The sequence below is a fragment of the Nocardia sp. bgisy118 genome (genome assembly GCF_057708605.1).
On sequence record NZ_JBYISM010000036.1, the window covers coordinates 15,922 to 32,346 of the forward strand.

General features: G+C 69.6%; 18 protein-coding genes. 10 read left to right on the forward strand and 8 right to left on the reverse strand.

The window, feature by feature from the left end; genetic code table 11:
• Positions 1–99: 99 nt before the first annotated feature.
• On the forward strand, positions 100–732 hold the full coding sequence (locus AC3EO7_RS32795; RefSeq protein WP_431966839.1) for a TetR/AcrR family transcriptional regulator: 633 nt from the start codon (positions 100–102) through the stop codon (positions 730–732).
• Between the two features lie 38 nt (positions 733–770).
• Here the strand turns inward: AC3EO7_RS32795 and AC3EO7_RS32800 are convergent, their stop codons facing one another.
• Positions 771–1,349, reverse strand: coding sequence for a TIGR03086 family metal-binding protein (locus AC3EO7_RS32800; protein ID WP_435593330.1), 579 nt, complete (start codon positions 1,347–1,349; stop codon positions 771–773).
• Between the two features lie 163 nt (positions 1,350–1,512).
• Here AC3EO7_RS32800 and AC3EO7_RS32805 point away from each other — a divergent pair, with 163 nt between their 5' ends.
• Together AC3EO7_RS32805 and AC3EO7_RS32810 are read left to right on the forward strand one after the other, a co-directional pair.
• Entirely contained in the window at positions 1,513–1,749 is a 237-nt protein-coding gene (locus tag AC3EO7_RS32805) for a hypothetical protein (protein WP_067791385.1), read from the forward strand.
• Positions 1,750–1,875: 126 nt separating this feature from the next.
• Positions 1,876–2,118, forward strand: a complete 243-nt coding sequence (locus AC3EO7_RS32810) for a hypothetical protein (protein WP_435593331.1) — start codon at positions 1,876–1,878, stop codon at positions 2,116–2,118.
• A gap of 1 nt (position 2,119) precedes the next feature.
• On the opposite strand, the gene menD is transcribed toward AC3EO7_RS32810, so the two are convergent.
• The 3 genes from menD to AC3EO7_RS32825 all read right to left on the reverse strand — a co-directional run bounded on the left by menD (position 2,120) and on the right by AC3EO7_RS32825 (position 5,120).
• Positions 2,120–3,760: a 2-succinyl-5-enolpyruvyl-6-hydroxy-3-cyclohexene-1-carboxylic-acid synthase gene (gene menD / locus AC3EO7_RS32815; RefSeq protein ID WP_431966845.1), complete on the reverse strand. Its 1,641-nt coding sequence runs from the start codon at positions 3,758–3,760 to the stop codon at positions 2,120–2,122.
• 182 nt (positions 3,761–3,942) lie between these two features.
• Positions 3,943–4,389: a DUF6918 family protein gene (locus tag AC3EO7_RS32820; RefSeq protein ID WP_431966847.1), complete on the reverse strand. Its 447-nt coding sequence runs from the start codon at positions 4,387–4,389 to the stop codon at positions 3,943–3,945.
• A gap of 86 nt (positions 4,390–4,475) precedes the next feature.
• Positions 4,476–5,120: a PaaI family thioesterase gene (locus tag AC3EO7_RS32825; protein ID WP_431967410.1), complete on the reverse strand. Its 645-nt coding sequence runs from the start codon at positions 5,118–5,120 to the stop codon at positions 4,476–4,478.
• Between the two features lie 186 nt (positions 5,121–5,306).
• Between AC3EO7_RS32825 and AC3EO7_RS32830 the strand changes: the two genes are divergently transcribed.
• The 5 genes from AC3EO7_RS32830 to AC3EO7_RS32850 all read left to right on the forward strand — a co-directional run bounded on the left by AC3EO7_RS32830 (position 5,307) and on the right by AC3EO7_RS32850 (position 10,007).
• The gene (locus AC3EO7_RS32830) at positions 5,307–6,200 is read left to right on the forward strand and encodes a 1,4-dihydroxy-2-naphthoyl-CoA synthase (RefSeq protein WP_431966849.1); all 894 of its coding nucleotides are present in this window, start codon (positions 5,307–5,309) and stop codon (positions 6,198–6,200) included.
• Positions 6,201–6,216: 16 nt separating this feature from the next.
• The gene (locus AC3EO7_RS32835; protein ID WP_435593332.1) at positions 6,217–6,609 is read left to right on the forward strand and encodes a VOC family protein; all 393 of its coding nucleotides are present in this window, start codon (positions 6,217–6,219) and stop codon (positions 6,607–6,609) included.
• Between the two features lie 354 nt (positions 6,610–6,963).
• Positions 6,964–8,097 (forward strand): o-succinylbenzoate--CoA ligase, encoded by a 1,134-nt coding sequence (gene menE / locus AC3EO7_RS32840; protein ID WP_435593356.1) that lies wholly within the window; start codon positions 6,964–6,966, stop codon positions 8,095–8,097.
• Positions 8,098–8,196: 99 nt separating this feature from the next.
• Positions 8,197–9,177: an ATP-binding cassette domain-containing protein gene (locus AC3EO7_RS32845; protein WP_435593333.1), complete on the forward strand. Its 981-nt coding sequence runs from the start codon at positions 8,197–8,199 to the stop codon at positions 9,175–9,177.
• Positions 9,174–10,007, forward strand: coding sequence for an ABC transporter permease (locus AC3EO7_RS32850; RefSeq protein ID WP_431966855.1), 834 nt, complete (start codon positions 9,174–9,176; stop codon positions 10,005–10,007). Before AC3EO7_RS32845 ends, AC3EO7_RS32850 begins: the two co-directional genes overlap by 4 nt.
• Before the next feature lie 120 nt (positions 10,008–10,127).
• Here the strand turns inward: AC3EO7_RS32850 and AC3EO7_RS32855 are convergent, their stop codons facing one another.
• Positions 10,128–13,622, reverse strand: coding sequence for an AfsR/SARP family transcriptional regulator (locus tag AC3EO7_RS32855; RefSeq protein WP_431966857.1), 3,495 nt, complete (start codon positions 13,620–13,622; stop codon positions 10,128–10,130).
• A gap of 88 nt (positions 13,623–13,710) precedes the next feature.
• Between AC3EO7_RS32855 and AC3EO7_RS32860 the strand changes: the two genes are divergently transcribed.
• Both AC3EO7_RS32860 and AC3EO7_RS32865 read left to right on the forward strand, forming a co-directional pair.
• Positions 13,711–14,169, forward strand: coding sequence for an SRPBCC family protein (locus AC3EO7_RS32860; RefSeq protein WP_431966859.1), 459 nt, complete (start codon positions 13,711–13,713; stop codon positions 14,167–14,169).
• Between the two features lie 50 nt (positions 14,170–14,219).
• Positions 14,220–15,089, forward strand: a complete 870-nt coding sequence (locus AC3EO7_RS32865) for a 1,4-dihydroxy-2-naphthoate polyprenyltransferase (protein ID WP_431966861.1) — start codon at positions 14,220–14,222, stop codon at positions 15,087–15,089.
• Between the two features lie 8 nt (positions 15,090–15,097).
• On the opposite strand, the gene AC3EO7_RS32870 is transcribed toward AC3EO7_RS32865, so the two are convergent.
• Genes AC3EO7_RS32870 through AC3EO7_RS32880 form a run of 3 tightly spaced genes read right to left on the reverse strand, consistent with a single transcriptional unit; the run spans position 15,098 to position 16,346 of the window.
• Positions 15,098–15,490: a phage holin family protein gene (locus tag AC3EO7_RS32870; protein WP_431966863.1), complete on the reverse strand. Its 393-nt coding sequence runs from the start codon at positions 15,488–15,490 to the stop codon at positions 15,098–15,100.
• Positions 15,491–15,549: 59 nt separating this feature from the next.
• The gene (locus tag AC3EO7_RS32875) at positions 15,550–16,128 is read right to left on the reverse strand and encodes a Clp protease N-terminal domain-containing protein (RefSeq protein WP_431966865.1); all 579 of its coding nucleotides are present in this window, start codon (positions 16,126–16,128) and stop codon (positions 15,550–15,552) included.
• On the reverse strand, positions 16,128–16,346 hold the full coding sequence (locus tag AC3EO7_RS32880; RefSeq protein WP_431966867.1) for a helix-turn-helix domain-containing protein: 219 nt from the start codon (positions 16,344–16,346) through the stop codon (positions 16,128–16,130). The genes AC3EO7_RS32875 and AC3EO7_RS32880 overlap by 1 nt, the downstream gene beginning before the upstream one ends.
• Between the last annotated feature and the right edge of the window lie 79 nt (positions 16,347–16,425).

Genomic DNA, 16,425 nt, shown 5'->3' on the forward strand with positions numbered 1-16,425 from the left:
CCGAAGATTCACAGGACCGCCCTCCTAAAGGGTCTATAGTTCCGTTAACGTCTTCGAACGGTACACGCCGTTCGGCACAAATGGAACTGGAGTCCCGTTATGACCTCCGAAGACCCCGCTCCCGGCTCGGTTCGCCCAGGTGGGCGCACCGCGCGCATACGCGAGGCCGTCCTGCGCACCGCGGGCGACCTGCTCGCCGAACGCGGTTTCGCGACACTGGATCTGGCGGAGATCGCCGCGGCGTCGGGCGTCGGCAAGACCACCGTCTACCGCCGCTGGGGCACCCCGGCCGGGCTCGTCGCCGATCTGCTCGACGACATGGCCGAGCAGTCGCTGCCGCGCGCCGACACCGGTTCGCTGCGCGGCGATCTCACCGCCAACGCGCGCCTGGTCGCCGAGACGCTGACCGACCCGCGCCAGAGCCGCCTCTTCCAGGCCGTGATCGCCGCGGCCACCGGCGACCCGGTCACCTCGGCGGCGCTGCGGCGCTTCTACGACGTCCGCCTCACCGAATGGGCGCCGTGCGTCGAGGACGCGATCGCGCGCGGCGAGGCGCCCGAGAGCACCGATCCGCGCGCGGTCCTCTCCGCGGTCTCCGCTCCGCTCTACTACCGCCTGCTGGCCAGCGGCGACCCCATCGACGAGGCCGTCGCCGACACCGCCGTTCGAGCCGCCATGGACGCCGTCGCCGCGGGCACGTTCGTCACGAGGCCGTCCGCCGACACCGACTGACAGCGCCGCTGGGTGCGACCGGACTTCCGGAACGCGGCCTAGGCGGACCATCTAGGGGCGCGACCGGTCAGGCCGATCACGCGATCGAGGGCGGACGCGTCGGCGGGGACCTCGACAACCGGACCGAAGAGTCCGGGCGTGCCGGTCGACGGCGTTTCGCGGAGGAATTCGAACAAGATCGCGGCGTCGGAGTCGGCGCAGGTGAACGGCTGGCCGGTGGCGCGAGCCAGGTCCCAGCCGTGCACGACGATCTCGTCCAGCGCGATCACGGCCATCACGATCGCGGCTTCCCGGACGCCGCCCGCCTCGGTCTCGCCTTCCCACGCGCCCGGTTCCCGCCACGCGGCGACCAACTCCTTCAGCTGGGCCGCGATTCGGGTACGCCAGTCCTCGGGCAGTTTCGAGTCCCGCGCGACGGCGGGCGGGACGCTGCGGCCGACGGATTCCTTGGTCGCCGCCTGCCGGAACGCCTCGGTCAGCGCGAGCACGTGGTCGAGCAGCGCGGCGACGGTGCTGCCCACGCACGGCGTCGCGGCGTCGAGCTGGTCGTCGGAGATGCCCGCGACCACGGTCTCCAATGCGGTGGCGGCGGGCTCGAAATCGAACGTGGATGTCATCGGGTCTCCTGCCGGATGCGAGTTGTCTGCGTGAGTTGAGACCGTGCGGGGCCGCGGAATTCATCGGTCCCGCCGCGATCCTGCGCCGCCGAAACGGGCCCGCGAACGCCTCCGCGATCAACTCGTAACCGCGAAAAGTGCTGGAAAAGAGGAGAATTGGTGGATGAAGGGTGATCGAGTGGAGATCGTCGTCGACGTCGGCGACGGCTCTCGCAGTTACGAAATCGCCGCGACCCGTGCGGGGCGGCGGGTCGAGGTGCGCATCGCGCGCGGAGTGGTCGAAGTAAGCGAGGTGACGCGGACCGGGGTCGCCGTCCGCACGGCGCGGTTCATGGCCGGGCGCACGCTGGCGCTGGTCGAACATCCGGTGAACGGCGGCGCGGCCGTCGAGGGGGAATGAAGACATCTGGCGCGGACGGTTGCCGGAAACTCGCTGTCGGAGCATTCTCGACACTGTTGGACTTTTGTCCGCTTCCTCGAATGGGTATACCCGCTGCGGGAGAGCACCAGCGGAGAGGAGCACACGATGATCGATCGCAGCACGCCGCGCACATTGGACGACGCCCCGGAGGCCGATCGCGTGGAACAGTCCACGCCCGCCTATCAGACGGACGACGCCGACACCGACGACCGGGCCGCCGCGGAAACCGGCGTCGAACGCGCGACGCGCGACGCCGTCGATCGCGACGTCTGGCAGGCGAACGAAGCCGACATCATCGAGCAGTCCATTCCCGTGCCGATCGACGACGAGGACCGCGACGCCGAATAGCCTAGGTCGCGATCCTGGCCCGCACCGCGGCGTGCAGCTCGCGCAGGCTCGACCGCTCCGTGGCCACCTCGAGCACCCGCAGACCGTGCGCGTGCCCGGCCAGTTCGGCCGCCAGCTGCTGGGAATCCACCTGCCGGTGCGGGATGCGGTACGCGGCGCACAGCGCGGCCAGATCCATGCCGTGCGGCGTGCCGAAGACGCGCTCGAAGACGCCCGCGTACTGCGGGTCGCCCTGTTCGAGCAGCTCGAAGATGCCGCCGCCGTCGTCGTTGGCGACCACGATCGTCAGGTCGACCGGCCGCGGCTCGCCAGGCCCGATCAGCAGGCCCGAGGCGTCGTGCAGGAAGGTCAGATCGCCGATCAGCGCGACGGTGCGTCCGCCGTGCGCCAACGCCGCGCCGACGGCCGTCGACACAGTTCCGTCGATGCCCGCCACACCGCGGTTCGACAGCACCTTGATGCCGGGCCGCGGATGCGAGACCAGGGCCGCGTCGCGCACCGGATTGGATGCGCCGAGCAGTAGCTGATCGCCCTCGCGCAGTGCGTCCATGACGACCGCCGCCACGTGCAGGCCGGTCGGCTTCGGGTGCCCGGCGAGCGTGGCGCGCACCACCTGCTCGGCGTTGTCGCTCACTTCGCGGCAGTGCGCGAGCCACTCCGCGCGCGGCGCTCCCGCGGTGATCGCGCGGGTGCCGGTGCCGACGACGTTGCCCGACACATCGGGCCAGCGCGGGCCGGTGGTCAACGCGAAGACGGTGACGGACGGATCGGCCAGCACCTTCGACACCTGCCGGTGCAAGGTCGGGCGACCGGTGATGATGGCCTGCTTCGGCTTCAGCAACGGCAGGGCGAGCGGGTGCAGCGCCGGGCCGTGCATGGGCGCGGTCGGCTCCGCGACGGTCGGCAGCTCGGCCAACTCGGGGCGCAGACCCGCGCCGTGCCCGGAGATCACCACGGTGTCCGGGGTCAGATCGATGTCGAGCGGCACATCCAGCGTCGCGTACTGCGTCGCCGTCCACGGCTGCCCGCCTGCGCGTCCTTCGGGACCGGCGGCCGCCACGGGGTCCGGCACCAGCGGCTCGCGCAGCGGAATGTCGAAATGCACCGGGCCCGCGTTGCCCGATCGCGTGCCGCGGGCCGCGGCGAGCACCCGGCACACCGCCGAGCGCCACACGCTGTTCTGCTGTCCGTACGGGCCGCTTCCGTTGCCACTGTGATCGACCTCGGCCAGCCCGAGACTGATGGTGGCGCGCACCTGGCTACCGAACAGACCCAGCTGCTCGACGGTCTGATTGGCGCCGGTTCCGAGCATCTCGTAGGGCCGATTGGCGCTCAGCACGATCAACGGAATCCGCGCGTAGTTCGCCTCCAGCACCGCAGGGCCGAGATTCGCCACCGCGGTACCCGAGGTCATCACCACAGGAACCGGATTGTTGCCTGCGATCGCCAGACCGATGGCGAGAAAACCCGCGGCCCTCTCGTCGATGCGCATGTGCAGCCGCAACCGACCGGCCGCGTCGGCGGCCTGGAGCGCGAAGGCCAGCGGAGCGTTCCGCGAACCGGGACACAACACCACATCGCGGACACCCCCGCGCACAAGTTCGTCGACGACTACTCGAGCCTGAGCGGTAGACGGGTTCACGGCTCCAGCCTCTCAGACAGTGTCCGCGCCGTCTCCGTCACCCTGGTCACAGTGTCTTTGGCGCGCTGGCGCGCGCGGGTTCGCAGAGGGGATCGAACCTGGATGCGCGGTGACCGCGCGATGAGCACAGTCGCACGCCGAGCTCGGGCGGCCGGGGCTCGGCGTGCGTCTGCTGCGTGCGATCAGTTCGCGTGGCGCTGCACCAGGTCGCCGAGGCGCGGGAGGGCCTCGATGACGTTCTTCTTGGCCGAGGAGCGCATCGAGGAGTACACCTTCTGCAGCGCGGGGCGGCTGGAGGCGTCGGCGCGGGCGTCGGTCACCGAGAGGAGCGCTTCGGCGACCTCGTCGGACTTGGACACGAGCAGGTCGGCGAACTGGCCCGAACCCGCGGCCTGGTACTCCTGCCAGAACGGCTCCAGCTGCTCGACCAGCTTGGGCGCCAAGGACTCCAGCGCGTCCGGCACGATGGACGGGCTGATCTTCTTCACCGCAGCGTAGCCGCCCTTGACCGCAAGGCCGGACGCCCCGCCCTTATCCGACACCTCGGCGTCCAGAACCTCCTTGGCATCGGCAAGGAAGGCCGAGCGCTTCGTGTCGTCGAGCAGGGATTCAGACAGTGCTGCAACCACTTTCAGGTTCCTCCGAAATAGATGTCGATGAACGAGCGCACGCCACTATACGCACTGGTGCGCGCGGTCACACGGGCTAGTTCCGCTCACGGCTGCCACGGCAGCAACTGCACCATCAACCCTTCGCAATCCGCAAGCAAATCGCCCTGCTCATCGCGCAATTCGGCGGTGATGAAGGTTTTGCGGCCTTCGACGCGGTCGACGCGTCCCGATACTGTCAGCGTCCGTTCCAGCGGAGTGATCTTGCGGTAATTCACGTGCAGATAGGCGGTCCGGCTGATCGGTCTTCCCGCGTAGTGCACGATCATGCCGAGCAGGTCGTCGAACAGCAGCGGAAGCACGCCACCGTGCGCCGCGCCGTTGCCGCCGAGATGAAAACGGCGAAACTCGCCCGTCATGGTGATGCCGTCCGGTCCGGCCGAGAGCACCCGCCATGGCAACAGCAACAGGCTGCCGCGCCCTGGCAGTTCCACCGCACGCCCGGCCGGGCCCTGCAATTCCGGCGCGCGATGCGGCTCCAGCAACTCGATGAGCTCGCGTGCCTGCGCCAACGCCGCGCCGAACACCTCGTCGGGCGCGTCGACCGAGACCGCCAGATCCTGCAGCGTGCGCATGGCTTCCACGAAAGGCCCGAAATTCGAACCGATCCGGGCGCGGGAAACCTTCGGGAATCCGCCGTGCGTTTCGTACCGGCTTTCGTCCACCGCGCTGCGATCGATGCGCGGGCGGATCGCCGTCCCCGGGGAACGCGGCGCATCCGATTCGGCGGGCGCCTCCGCGGCGGAATCTGGAACAGGTTTCACTCGCTCGCTCATACCTGCACGGTAACGCGTAGTTTTACACCGTCAAGTCCACGGTGGCGAAATGCACGGAAGTCGCTGGCACCGGATCTTTCGCCGCGGGCAATAATCACAAGCGTGACGTTCAATCCCAAGCTGTGGCGACCGGTCCCCGGATTCGAGAATCTGACCGACATCACCTATCACCGGCATATCGAGCAGGGCACGGTGCGGGTGGCGTTCGATCGGCCCGAGGTGCGCAACGCGTTTCGGCCGCATACGGTCGACGAGCTCTACCGGGCGCTCGACCACGCGCGAATGACTTCCGATGTCGGCGCGGTCCTGATCACCGGCAACGGACCGAGCCCCAAGGACGGCGGCTGGGCCTTCTGCTCCGGCGGTGACCAGCGCATTCGCGGCCGTAGCGGTTACCAGTACGCCGACGGCGAGACCGCCGACACCGTCGACCAAGCGCGGGCGGGCAGGCTGCACATCCTCGAGGTCCAGCGCCTCATCCGCTTCATGCCCAAGGTCGTCATCGCGCTGGTCAACGGCTGGGCCGCGGGCGGAGGGCACAGCTTGCACGTGGTCTGCGACCTGACGCTGGCCAGTCGCGAGCACGCCAGGTTCAAGCAGACCGACGCCGATGTCGGCAGTTTCGACGGCGGCTACGGCAGCGCTTACCTGGCAAAGATGGTCGGCCAGAAGTTCGCCCGCGAGATCTTCTTCCTCGGCCGCCCGTACACCGCCGAGGAAATGCATCAGATGGGCGCGGTCAACAAGGTCGTCGACCACGCCGAGCTGGAAGACGTCGCGCTGGAGTGGACCGCCGACATCAACGGCAAATCCCCACAGGCCCAGCGCATGCTGAAGTACGCGTTCAATCTGCTCGACGACGGCTTGGTCGGCCAGCAGCTGTTCGCGGGCGAAGCCACCCGGATGGCGTACATGACCGACGAAGCGGTGGAAGGCCGCGACGCGTTCCTGGAGAAGCGCAAGCCGGACTGGTCGCCCTACCCTTGGTACTTCTGACGAAGGGACTGGCCCCATGGAGATCCTCAGCAGCCGAGTGATTCTGCGGCCGGCGGACTACGCGAAAACGCTCGAGTTCTATCGCGACGGACTCGGTCTCGCGATCGCCAGGGAATACCCGGGCGGAACCGTTTTCTTCGCTGGACAGTCGCTGGTGGAGGTCGCGGCGCACGGCGGAACGGGCGCGTCGACGGCCTTCGACGGCGGTATCTGGTTGCAGGTGCGCGATGTCGACTCCGCCGCCGTCGAGCTGGCACTGAAGGGAATCCCGATCGACAGGGCGCCGAAACAGGAGCCATGGGGCTTGATCGAAATGTGGATTCGCGACCCGGACGGTGTGCCGGTGGTGCTGGTGGAAATTCCGCCCGAACATCCGATCCGGAGGGATTCCCGCTGGTCGGACGAATGATCGACGGGCGGGGATCGGACCGAGGTCCGAATGCCGAGTTGCCAAGGGCTGCCTCGGCGAGGACGATAGCGCTCTAGCGGCCGCCCGGCCGCCGATGTCCGGGCGACCGCCTTCCGCGACCCGTCCGACGAGTGAATCGCAGTCTCGATGTCTGGCTTAGCCGAGCCCCATTCCTTCGGGGCGGCCGCACGCTGCGCGCGCCGCCCCAGCAAACCGACCCGTTCCCCGCGCGACGGCGCGGGCATGACACGATCCCTATCGTGATGGAACCGAGCGACGGCGAGGTGCGGTCGTGAGTGAGCGCCAGAGCTTCAGCGAGGCGGAGTCGTGAGCAACACTTTGCGGACGCTCCCGATGCCTACCGGGTCCGGACTGGGCGACGTACTACCGCATCTGCGAGAAGCGTTGGAGGGCAACGGCCCCGCGTGGCTGCCCATCCCGACCAGCGACCGCAGGGAGGCTCGTCGGCTCAGCGACGCGCTCTCCCCCGGCGAATCGATCGACGACGACGTGGCGCTGGTGGTCACCACCTCCGGCACCACCGGCGTGCCCAAGGGCGCCATGCTCAGCGCCTCCGCGCTGCGCGCCAGCGGCACCGCGACCCATGACCGCCTCGGCGGCCCGGGCGCCTGGCTGCTCGCGCTGCCCACCCACCACATAGCGGGCCTCCAGGTGCTCTTGCGCAGCATTCTGGCGGGCGCCGAACCCACCGTGCTCGACGTCTCCGGCGGATTCCTCCCCGAGGCGCTGGCGGGCGCGGTGGCAGGCATGCGCGGCCGGCGCCGCTACACCGCCCTGGTGCCGACCCAGTTGATCAAGGCCCTCGACGCACCCGGCGCCGCCGAGGCGCTCGCCGATCTCGATGCCGTGCTGGTCGGCGGCGCGGCCACCCCGCTGCCGGTGTACGAGCGCGCGAAAGCCGCCGGTATCAACGTCGTTCGCACCTACGGCATGAGCGAGACCTGCGGCGGCTGCGTCTACGAGGGCGTGCCGCTCGACGGCGCGAAGGTGCGCATCGAAGACGGCCGCGTCCTGCTCGGCGGCGCTATGATCGCCAGCGGTTACCGCGGCCAGCCCGACCACCCCGCCTTCGCCGAGCCCGGCTGGTTCCGCACCGAGGACGCGGGCACTTTCGCCAACGGCATGCTCCAGATCACCGGACGGCTGGACGAGGCCATCCTGACGGGCGGATTGCTGGTGATCCCGCAGGTCGTCGAGGCCGTGCTGGTGACGCACCCGTCCATCAGCGAGTGCGTGGTGCTCGGCCTGCCCGACGAACGCCTCGGCCAACGCGTCGCGGTCGCGGTCGTCCCCACCGCGGGAGCCACCCCCACGCTCGAGGAACTGCGCGATCACGTCGTCCGCGAGCTCGACGCCATTGCCGCCCCCCGCGAACTGGCGCTCCTGGACGAACTGCCGCTGCACGGCCCCGGCAAACCCAACCGAGCCAAACTCCGCGAACTGCTCCTCGCCCAGTCCCCCAACTGACCTCCTCGCAGACTCTTCGTTCGCCTGTCGGTGTGATGCAAGCGGGCGTGCAATAGCGGTGTAAGGGCGGTGCAAGCGGGGGGCGACAGAGTTCGTGGCATGAAATCTTTCGCACCACATGCGGCACTGGCCGTCGAAGCCGACGCACTGGTCAAGGTGTTCGGGGAGCAGCGGGCCGTGGATGGCGTGAGCCTGGCGGTGCCGCAGGGCTCGGTGTACGGAGTGCTCGGGCCGAACGGGGCGGGCAAGACCACCACCATCCGGATGCTCTCGACGCTGCTGCGTCCCGACGGCGGTCGCGCCAGGATCTTCGGCCACGACGTGGTCGCCGAGCCGACCGCGGTCCGGTCGCTGCTCGGGCTCACCGGGCAGTACGCCTCGGTCGACGAGGATCTGACCGCCACCGAGAACCTGATCGTCTTCTCCCGCCTGCTCGGCCTGAGCCGGGCCGACTCCCGGCGTAAGGCGAGCGAACTGCTCGAGGAGTTCGATCTCACGGAAGCGGCGAACAAGCCGCTGAAGAACTTCTCCGGCGGTATGCGCCGCCGCCTCGACCTCGCGGCGAGCCTGATCGCCACGCCGCCGCTGCTGTTCCTCGACGAGCCGACCACCGGTCTCGATCCGCGCACCCGCGCGCAGATGTGGGACACCATCCGCCGCCTCGTCCGCGACGGCGCGACGGTGCTGCTCACCACGCAGTACCTGGACGAGGCGGATCAGCTGGCCGACCGGATCGCCGTGATCGACCGCGGCAAGGTGATCGCCGACGGCACCGCCGACGAACTCAAGGCCTCGGTCGGCGGTTCCTCCCTGCATCTGACCCTGGTCGACCGAGACCAGCTCGCCGACGCCCGCCGTATCGTCGGCGATTTCCTCGGCGCCGACGCGCAGATCACCCCCGAGGCCGGTCGGCTCACCGCGCCGCTGCCGGACGCGAGCGTCACCACCGACCTGCTGGTCCGGCTGCGCGAGTGGGACATCGCGATCGACGAGATCACGGTGAGCAAGCCGAGCCTGGACGAAGTCTTCCTGACCATCACCGGCCACCCGGCCGACGACAACGAACGGAGCGCGGCATGACCACCCTCACCGCACCGACCGCCGCCACGGCGGCACCGATCCGAATCCCCGAAGCCAGCAACCGAATCGGCCTCCGCCAGACGGTGTCCAGCTCGTTCACCATGGCCTACCGGGGCATTCTCAAGATCAAGCACAAGCCCGAGCAGCTGTTCGACGTGACGATCCAGCCGATCCTGTTCACGGCGCTGTTCACCTACATCTTCGGCGGCGCCATCGCGGGCAACCCGCACGACTACCTGCCACTCATCATTCCCGGCATCCTGGTGCAGACCGTGGTGCTCACCTCGGTGGTCACCGGCACCCAGCTGCGCGAGGACATGGACAAGGGCGTCTTCGATCGCTTCAAATCGCTTCCGATCGCTCGCATCTCGGCGCTGAGCGGTGCGCTGATCGCCGACATGGTGCGCTATGGCATCGCCACCACGCTCACCGTGATCGTCGGCCTGTGCCTCGGCTACCGTCCCGGCGGCGGCGTGCTCGGCGTTCTGGTCGCCGCGGTGGTCATCGTGCTGTGCTCGTTCGCGATCAGCTGGATCTGGGCGCTGGTCGGCGTGACCGGCAAGAGCGCGGCTGGTGTGCAGGGCATCTCGATGATGGTGATGTTCCCGCTCACCTTCATGTCCGGCGCGTTCGCTCCGGCGCAGACCATGCCCGGCTGGATGCAGGGGATCAACCACGTCAACCCGGTGTACTACATGGTGAACGCGTGCCGAGAGCTGATGAACAGCAACGTCTACGGCAGCAACCTGGCGTGGTCGCTGGTCGGCTCGGCGGTCGTGATCGCCATCTTCGCTCCGCTGACGGTCAAGGCGTACATGCGCAGAGCCTGATCGACATCGCACGGCCGGAACCTCGAAAGGGGTTCCGGCCCTTTGTCGTCTCCGCTGGGCGTATCTCCGCGTTCACTCCGGCCGTGCCGCGGTTTGTGGGCTGACTTCGCCCGACTGTCGCTAAGCGTCCAGCATTCCGCTCAACTCGCGCAGCAGCGCGATGATCCGTGCCGCTCCGGTCCTGCGGCGCAGCCCGGTGGCCGCCCGCAGGGCCGCGTCCATCCGCTCGGCACCGACTCGTGATCGGTGGAAGTCCCTGTGCCGCCGCACCATCATCGACGGATAGTCCTGCCGGGCGACGACCTTCGCCGACAGCGCGAGCAGCTCCAGACCGGCCGGGGCGTCCGGCTCGATCGCGAGCCGATGCGAGCCGACCGCGCATGCCACCGCGCCGATCTGCGGCAGGTCGTAGAACTGGGCCAGCCTGCCCGCCGCTCCCTCGGTGAGTTCGGCGGCGAGTTCCGTTGCCGCCTCGGCACGTCCGCACAGCACGTGCGCGCCGACCATCGCGCTGGCCAGCATGAGCCCGCCCGGCCCCGGCGTCAGATCCTCGTCCGGCCAGCCCAGCAGCTCCAGCGACCTGCGGTAGTACCGCAATCCGGTGTCCGTGTCGCCCTCGGCCAGTGCGAGTTCCGCGACGCCGCCCGACACGGTGGCCAGCCGATGGTTGCGCCGGACGTTCGGATCGTCGATCGGGGCGACATAGGCCGGGTCGTCGGACGCGCCGAGCGCGAAGTCCAATTCCTCGCGCGCCCGCTCCACCTGACCGACGCCGATCAACGCGACCGCGAGGTAGCTGCGGATCTCCACGGCCTCGTCGTGGGCCCGCAAGGTGCGCAGCACCGCGGCGGCCCTGCGGTAGTAGTCCACCGACTCGGCGTAGCGGGCGGTCTGGCCGCCGAGCTGGCCGAGATGCTGACAGACCATGGCGACGCCCCACAGGTCGTAGGACTCGAGCACCCGCAGGGCGCCGAGTCCGTCACGGGCCGAGCCGTGCACGTCGCCCGCGTTCTCCCTGATGTTCGCGCGGGCGATGAGCGCGGCCACCCGCACGTCCGGGTCGGGGGAACGCGCGCCGTCGGCGAGCATGCGCGCCACGCCTTTTCCGGACGCGTCCACCATCAGCAGTCCGCCGAGGAGGCGCAGCCCGGGGTTCATGCCGACAGCGGTGCGCAGCAGCACCCGGGTGCGCGCCCGCACGGTGGCCAGCGGGCGCGGATCGGCGCTCAGGAAGACCAGGTGTATTCCGATCGTCAGTCCGGCCAGCATCCGCAGATCCGCGAGGACGCCGCGCGCGGGTTCCGGCTCCGGCGCGCAGCGCAGCACTCGCGGCGCCCACGACGTCAGCTCCATGTGCGCGCCGCGCATCATCCACAGCATCGCGAGGACCGGGAACACGCGATACACCGTCGCGGCGTCGTCACGGTCCAGCGCGTAGCGCAGCACCCCCGCCAGATTGTCCTGTTCGGCGGCGACCGAGAGCACCGTCGTCACCTGGTCGTCGGTGCGGTAGCGCAGGGCGGCATCGGCCGAGTATTCGGCCGCCCACCGCGACATCCGCCGCATGACGAGCTCGGCCTCGCCGACGCTGGTCAGCTGTTCCTCGCCGAATTCACGGACCGTCTCCAGCATTCGGTACCGCGTGCCGTCCTCGTCCTCGAGCACGGTGAGCAGCGACTGGCTCACCAGGCCGTCCACCGCGGCGGCCACGTCGTCGATGTCCGGGCCGCCCGCCACCGCCTCGGCGGCGATCGACGTGAAACCCGCTGGAAAACGGCACATTCGGCGCAATGTCGCCTGTTGCGGCGGATCGAGCAGGTTCCAGCTCCACGCGATCACCGCGTGCAGCGTGCGGTGCCGTTCCGGTGACGAACGGTCGCCGCCACGCAGCAGCGCGAATCGGTGCTCGAGCCGGGACTCGATCTCCTCGACGCTCATGGTGCGGGCGCGGGCGGCGGCGAGTTCGATGGCCAGCGGCAGACCATCGAGCATCGCGCACAGCCTGGCGACGGCGTCTTGGTCGAGGCGCACCGTCGGCCGCACCGCGCGGGCTCGCGCGCTGAACAGGTCGGTGGCGGGCGAGCCCGCGGCGTCGATGGCCAAGGGCGCCAAGGGATAGACGCTCTCCGCGGTGATGGCCAGCGGGGCGCGGCTGGTGGTCAGCACGGTGAGCTGGTCGCAGCTGCCGATCAGGTCGGCGACGACCTCGGCGACGGCATCGACGAGATGCTCACAGTTGTCCAGGATCACCAGCATCGGACGGGCCGACAACGCGTCGCGCAGCCGCCTGCCCGTGTCGATTCGCCCCGGCCGCAGCAGACCCGGCTCGCGGACCACCTCGCCGATCCCGAGCGTCGTACTGATCGCCGACTCGATATCGGCCCGCGCGTCGTCGACGGAGGTCGAGCGCACCGACGCGAGCTCCACCAGCACCACGGATTCCTGCCGCGCCACCCTGGCGCCGACTTCGTTGGCCACCCTGGTCTTTCCGGTGCCGCCCGGCCCGAGCACGGTGACCACCCGCGCGGCGCGCAGCAGCCCGACGAGCTGGTCGAGGTCGGCTTCCCTGCCCAGCAGCGCGTTCGGCGCGGCGCGCAAGCCGATGGCCTCGCGCGGGGTGTCGGAGCGGGAACGGGGCTGCGTGTGCAGCGGCGACGTGCTCGTGTCCGGTGCCGGGAGGCCGACGGCTGTGACATGCGCCGACTCGTCCTGGCCGGAAGGGGTTGTCCATTCGGGGTTCTCGACGACGCTGAGCGTCACGGGCCTCCGCCCGTCGGAGGGGACGCTTCCACCGTTCGTCGTAGCTTCCGGGGCGCCCACCGCCTCACCCCGCAGGATGGCGGTGTTCAACTCCACCAGCGCCCGGCCCGGGTCCGCGCCCAGTTGATCGGCGAGGCGATTCCGGAACGCCGCGAAGGATTCCAGCGCCTCGTTGGCCCGGTCGGCCCGCGCGAGCAGGCGCATGAGGTCCAGGTGAGCGGGTTCGTCGAGTGGTTCGGCTGCCGCGCGGCGCCGCGCGATTTCGAGTGCGCCCCGAATGTCGCCACCGGATTCACGCGCCGTCAGCTCCACCGCGTCCAGCTCGGCGGCCAGCGAGGCCGCGACGCGGCCGAGTTCCTCCGCGATCTCACCGGGAGGCAGATCGGCGGCGGGTTCGCCGCGCCAGAGCGCTCGCGCCTCGCGCACCGACTCCAGGCAGGCGGCGACGTCCCCGGCCGCGAGCTCGCCGCGGGCGCGGGAAAGCAACGCACCACCGAGCGTCAGGTCGACCTGGTCGGGCGCGAAGGTGAGCCGGTAGCCCGAGGGGCCGACCTCCAGCGCTCCGTCGGGCAGCGTCGAGCGCAGCCGCGACACCTGGGTGTGCAGCGCGTTCATCGGCGCGCGGGGCGGCTGATCGGCCCACACGTCGTCGATCAGACCCGCTGCGGTGCGGCTGCGGCCGGGTCGCAAGGCCAGCGCGGTGAGCAGCAGCCGGGATCGCGTGCCGGGTACGGGTGTGAGCGCGCCGTCGCGGCGCAGCGCGACCTCGCCGAGCAGGGCCACCGCGACCGATGCGCCCGCCGACGGCGTAGCGGTGGGATTCGGGCCCTCGGGGCCGCGCCGATCTGGAAACATGCCGTGGTCATCGTATGCGAGGGAGCGGGTTGAGACTGACATCGTTTTCTTCCGTGGATTACGGCGGGCTTGCGCCTACGCTTTGCGGATGGCTGAGTTCGAAGTGGTCCGGCGGGTCGTCGTTTCGGCCGAGCCCGCGCACATCCACGCGCTCATCGACAATTTCCGGGAGTGGACGAAGTGGTCGCCCTGGGAGGATCTCGACCCGCAGCTCCAGCGCACCTACTCCGGCGCGGCATCCGGCGTCGGCGCGCACTACGCCTGGAGCGGCAACCGCAAGGCGGGCGCGGGCAGCATGGAGATCGTCTCCGACGAGGAAGGCGAGATCGGCATCCGTCTCGAGTTCCTCAAGCCCTTCAAAGCGACCAACCACGTCGACTTCGAGCTGACCCCCACCGAGTCGCGCGCCACCGAGGTGGTCTGGCGGATGACCGGCACGCAGCAGGGCCTGATGGCGCTGCTCGGCAAGGTGATCTCGATGGACCGGCTGGTCGGCAAGGACTTCGAGAAGGGACTCACCCGGCTGAAGGCGACGGCCGAAGCCTGAGCGCGGGCTGTCGGCGGGCTTCGCCCGGCTGCGCCTATTAGGCTGCGTTCATGGCTACAGCAGCGCAATGGATCGAGGGCGCACGGCCCCGCACCCTGCCGAACGCGATCGCCCCGGTCATCGCCGGTACCGGCGCCGCAGCCTCGCTCGACGCCGCGGTGTGGTGGAAAGCCGTTCTGGCGCTGCTGGTCTCGCTGGCCCTGATCATCGGCGTCAACTACGCCAACGACTATTCCGACGGCATCAGGGGCACCGACGACGAGCGCGTCGGCCCGCTGCGGCTGGTCGGGTCCAAGCTCGCCTCGCCGACGGCGGTCAAGAACGCCGCGATCCTGAGCCTGGCGATCGGCGGCGTACTCGGCCTGATCCTCGTCGCGACGACCGCGTGGTGGCTGCTGCTGGTCGGCGTGGCCTGCCTGGCGGGCGCCTGGTTCTACACCGGCGGCAGCAAGCCGTACGGCTACAGCGGTTTCGGCGAGCTGGCGGTCTTCGTGTTCTTCGGGTTGGTCGCCGTGCTCGGCACGCAGTTCGTGCAGGCCGAGCGCGTCGACTGGGTGGGTGCGGCGCTCGCGGTGGCGGTCGGTTCGTTCTCCAGCGCGGTGCTGGTCGCCAACAACCTGCGCGACATCCCCACCGACACCGAATCCGGAAAGACCACGCTCGCGGTCAAGCTCGGCGATCCCCGCACCCGCACCCTGCACATCGCGCTGCTGGCCGCGCCGTTCGTCGTCACCCTGCTGCTGGTGGTCCGCACCCCCTTCGCCCTGGTGGGCGTGCTCGCCCTCCCGCTCGCGGTGCGCGCCAACGCACCCGTGCGGTCGGGCGGCAACGGCCTCGAACTGATTCCGGCGCTGCGTGATTCCGGTCTCGCACTGCTCGTCTGGTCGGCGCTGACCGCGCTGGCGCTCGGTTTCGCCTGACCGGTCCGTCAGTCGTTGTCGGGAACGAGCACGCCGAGAACCCAGTTCACCAGCGAGATGATGATGCCGCCGAGGACGGCGGCCCAGAACCCGTTCACCACGAGGCCGTACTCGGGGGCGTCGGCGAGTTCGGTGATCTCCGCGGTGAGCCAGAGCATCAGCGCGTTGATCAACAGCAGGAACAGGCCGAGGGTCAGCACGATCAACGGCAGCGACAAAAGCTTCACGAGCGGCTTCACCAGCGCGTTGACCACGGTGAACACCACCGCGATGGCAAGGGCGACGAGAATCTCGCCGCCGGTGCCGTTCTCTTTCGGGCTCAGGATGTCGATACCGCCCACCCATTCGGCGGCCAACCATATGGCGAACGCGTTGATGATCAACCGAAGCACAAGCTGCATGCGCACATGCTAAGTCCGGTGGCCCGCCGCCGCTGGCGGGAAACAAGTTTCCGTGCTTGTCAGGCCGCACGGTCGAGCAGTGCGTGCACCTTCGGCCGCAGATCGTGGATCGGCCCGGAGCCACCGAACAAGCCGACCGTGGTCTGATTCGGCGCGCGCAGGATGCCGAGCAGCACGTGCCCGGATTCGATGCTTTTGTCCTTGCGCGCGAGGGCTTCCCGCAGTGAGAGCTCGAGCACTTTCTTCGCGTCCCTGGTGAACGGGATGTGCCCGCTGGTCCACCGCGGCCGCCCGAGGAATCCGCGCCGCGGCTCGGGGAGCGGACGGTCCAGCACGTCCTGGCCGAAGCCTGCCTCCAGCGATTCGCGCACCGCGTCCAGGTCGATGCCGATCGAGCGCAGCGCCTCGGCGTCCTCGGCGCCGAGCGGCTCGCTGGGCGCTTCGACGTTCAACGCGCTCAGCACACCCTCGTGGGTGAGCCCGGCGTCCGCCAGCAGCGCCTTCAGCTCGGGCTCGCCCTGCGCGAGCAGACCGAGCAGCACGTGCTCGACCTCGATGCTCGGCGACCCCAGCTCACGGGCGTCTTCCTGCGCGATCACCACGGCCGTCCGCGCCGACCTGCTGAACCGTTCGAACATCAGTTTCTGCCTTTCCGGTTGTACTTCTGGTGGACCGCCTGCTTGCTGACCTCGAGCGCGTCGGCGATCGCCTGCCATGACCAGCCCTGCGCGCGGGCATTGGTCACCTGGATCGCCTCCAGCCGTTCGAGCAGCCGACGCAGTGCGAGCACGGCGCGCAACCCGACCTTGGGATCGGGACTGCCCGCGGCGGCCGCCAGGGTGGTTGCCTCAGTCATGGTGTCAATTTTGATTGACGCGCGCGGCGCGTGTCAATAAAAATTGACGCGCAATGTCGTGCGGGAGCGGCGTTTCGCT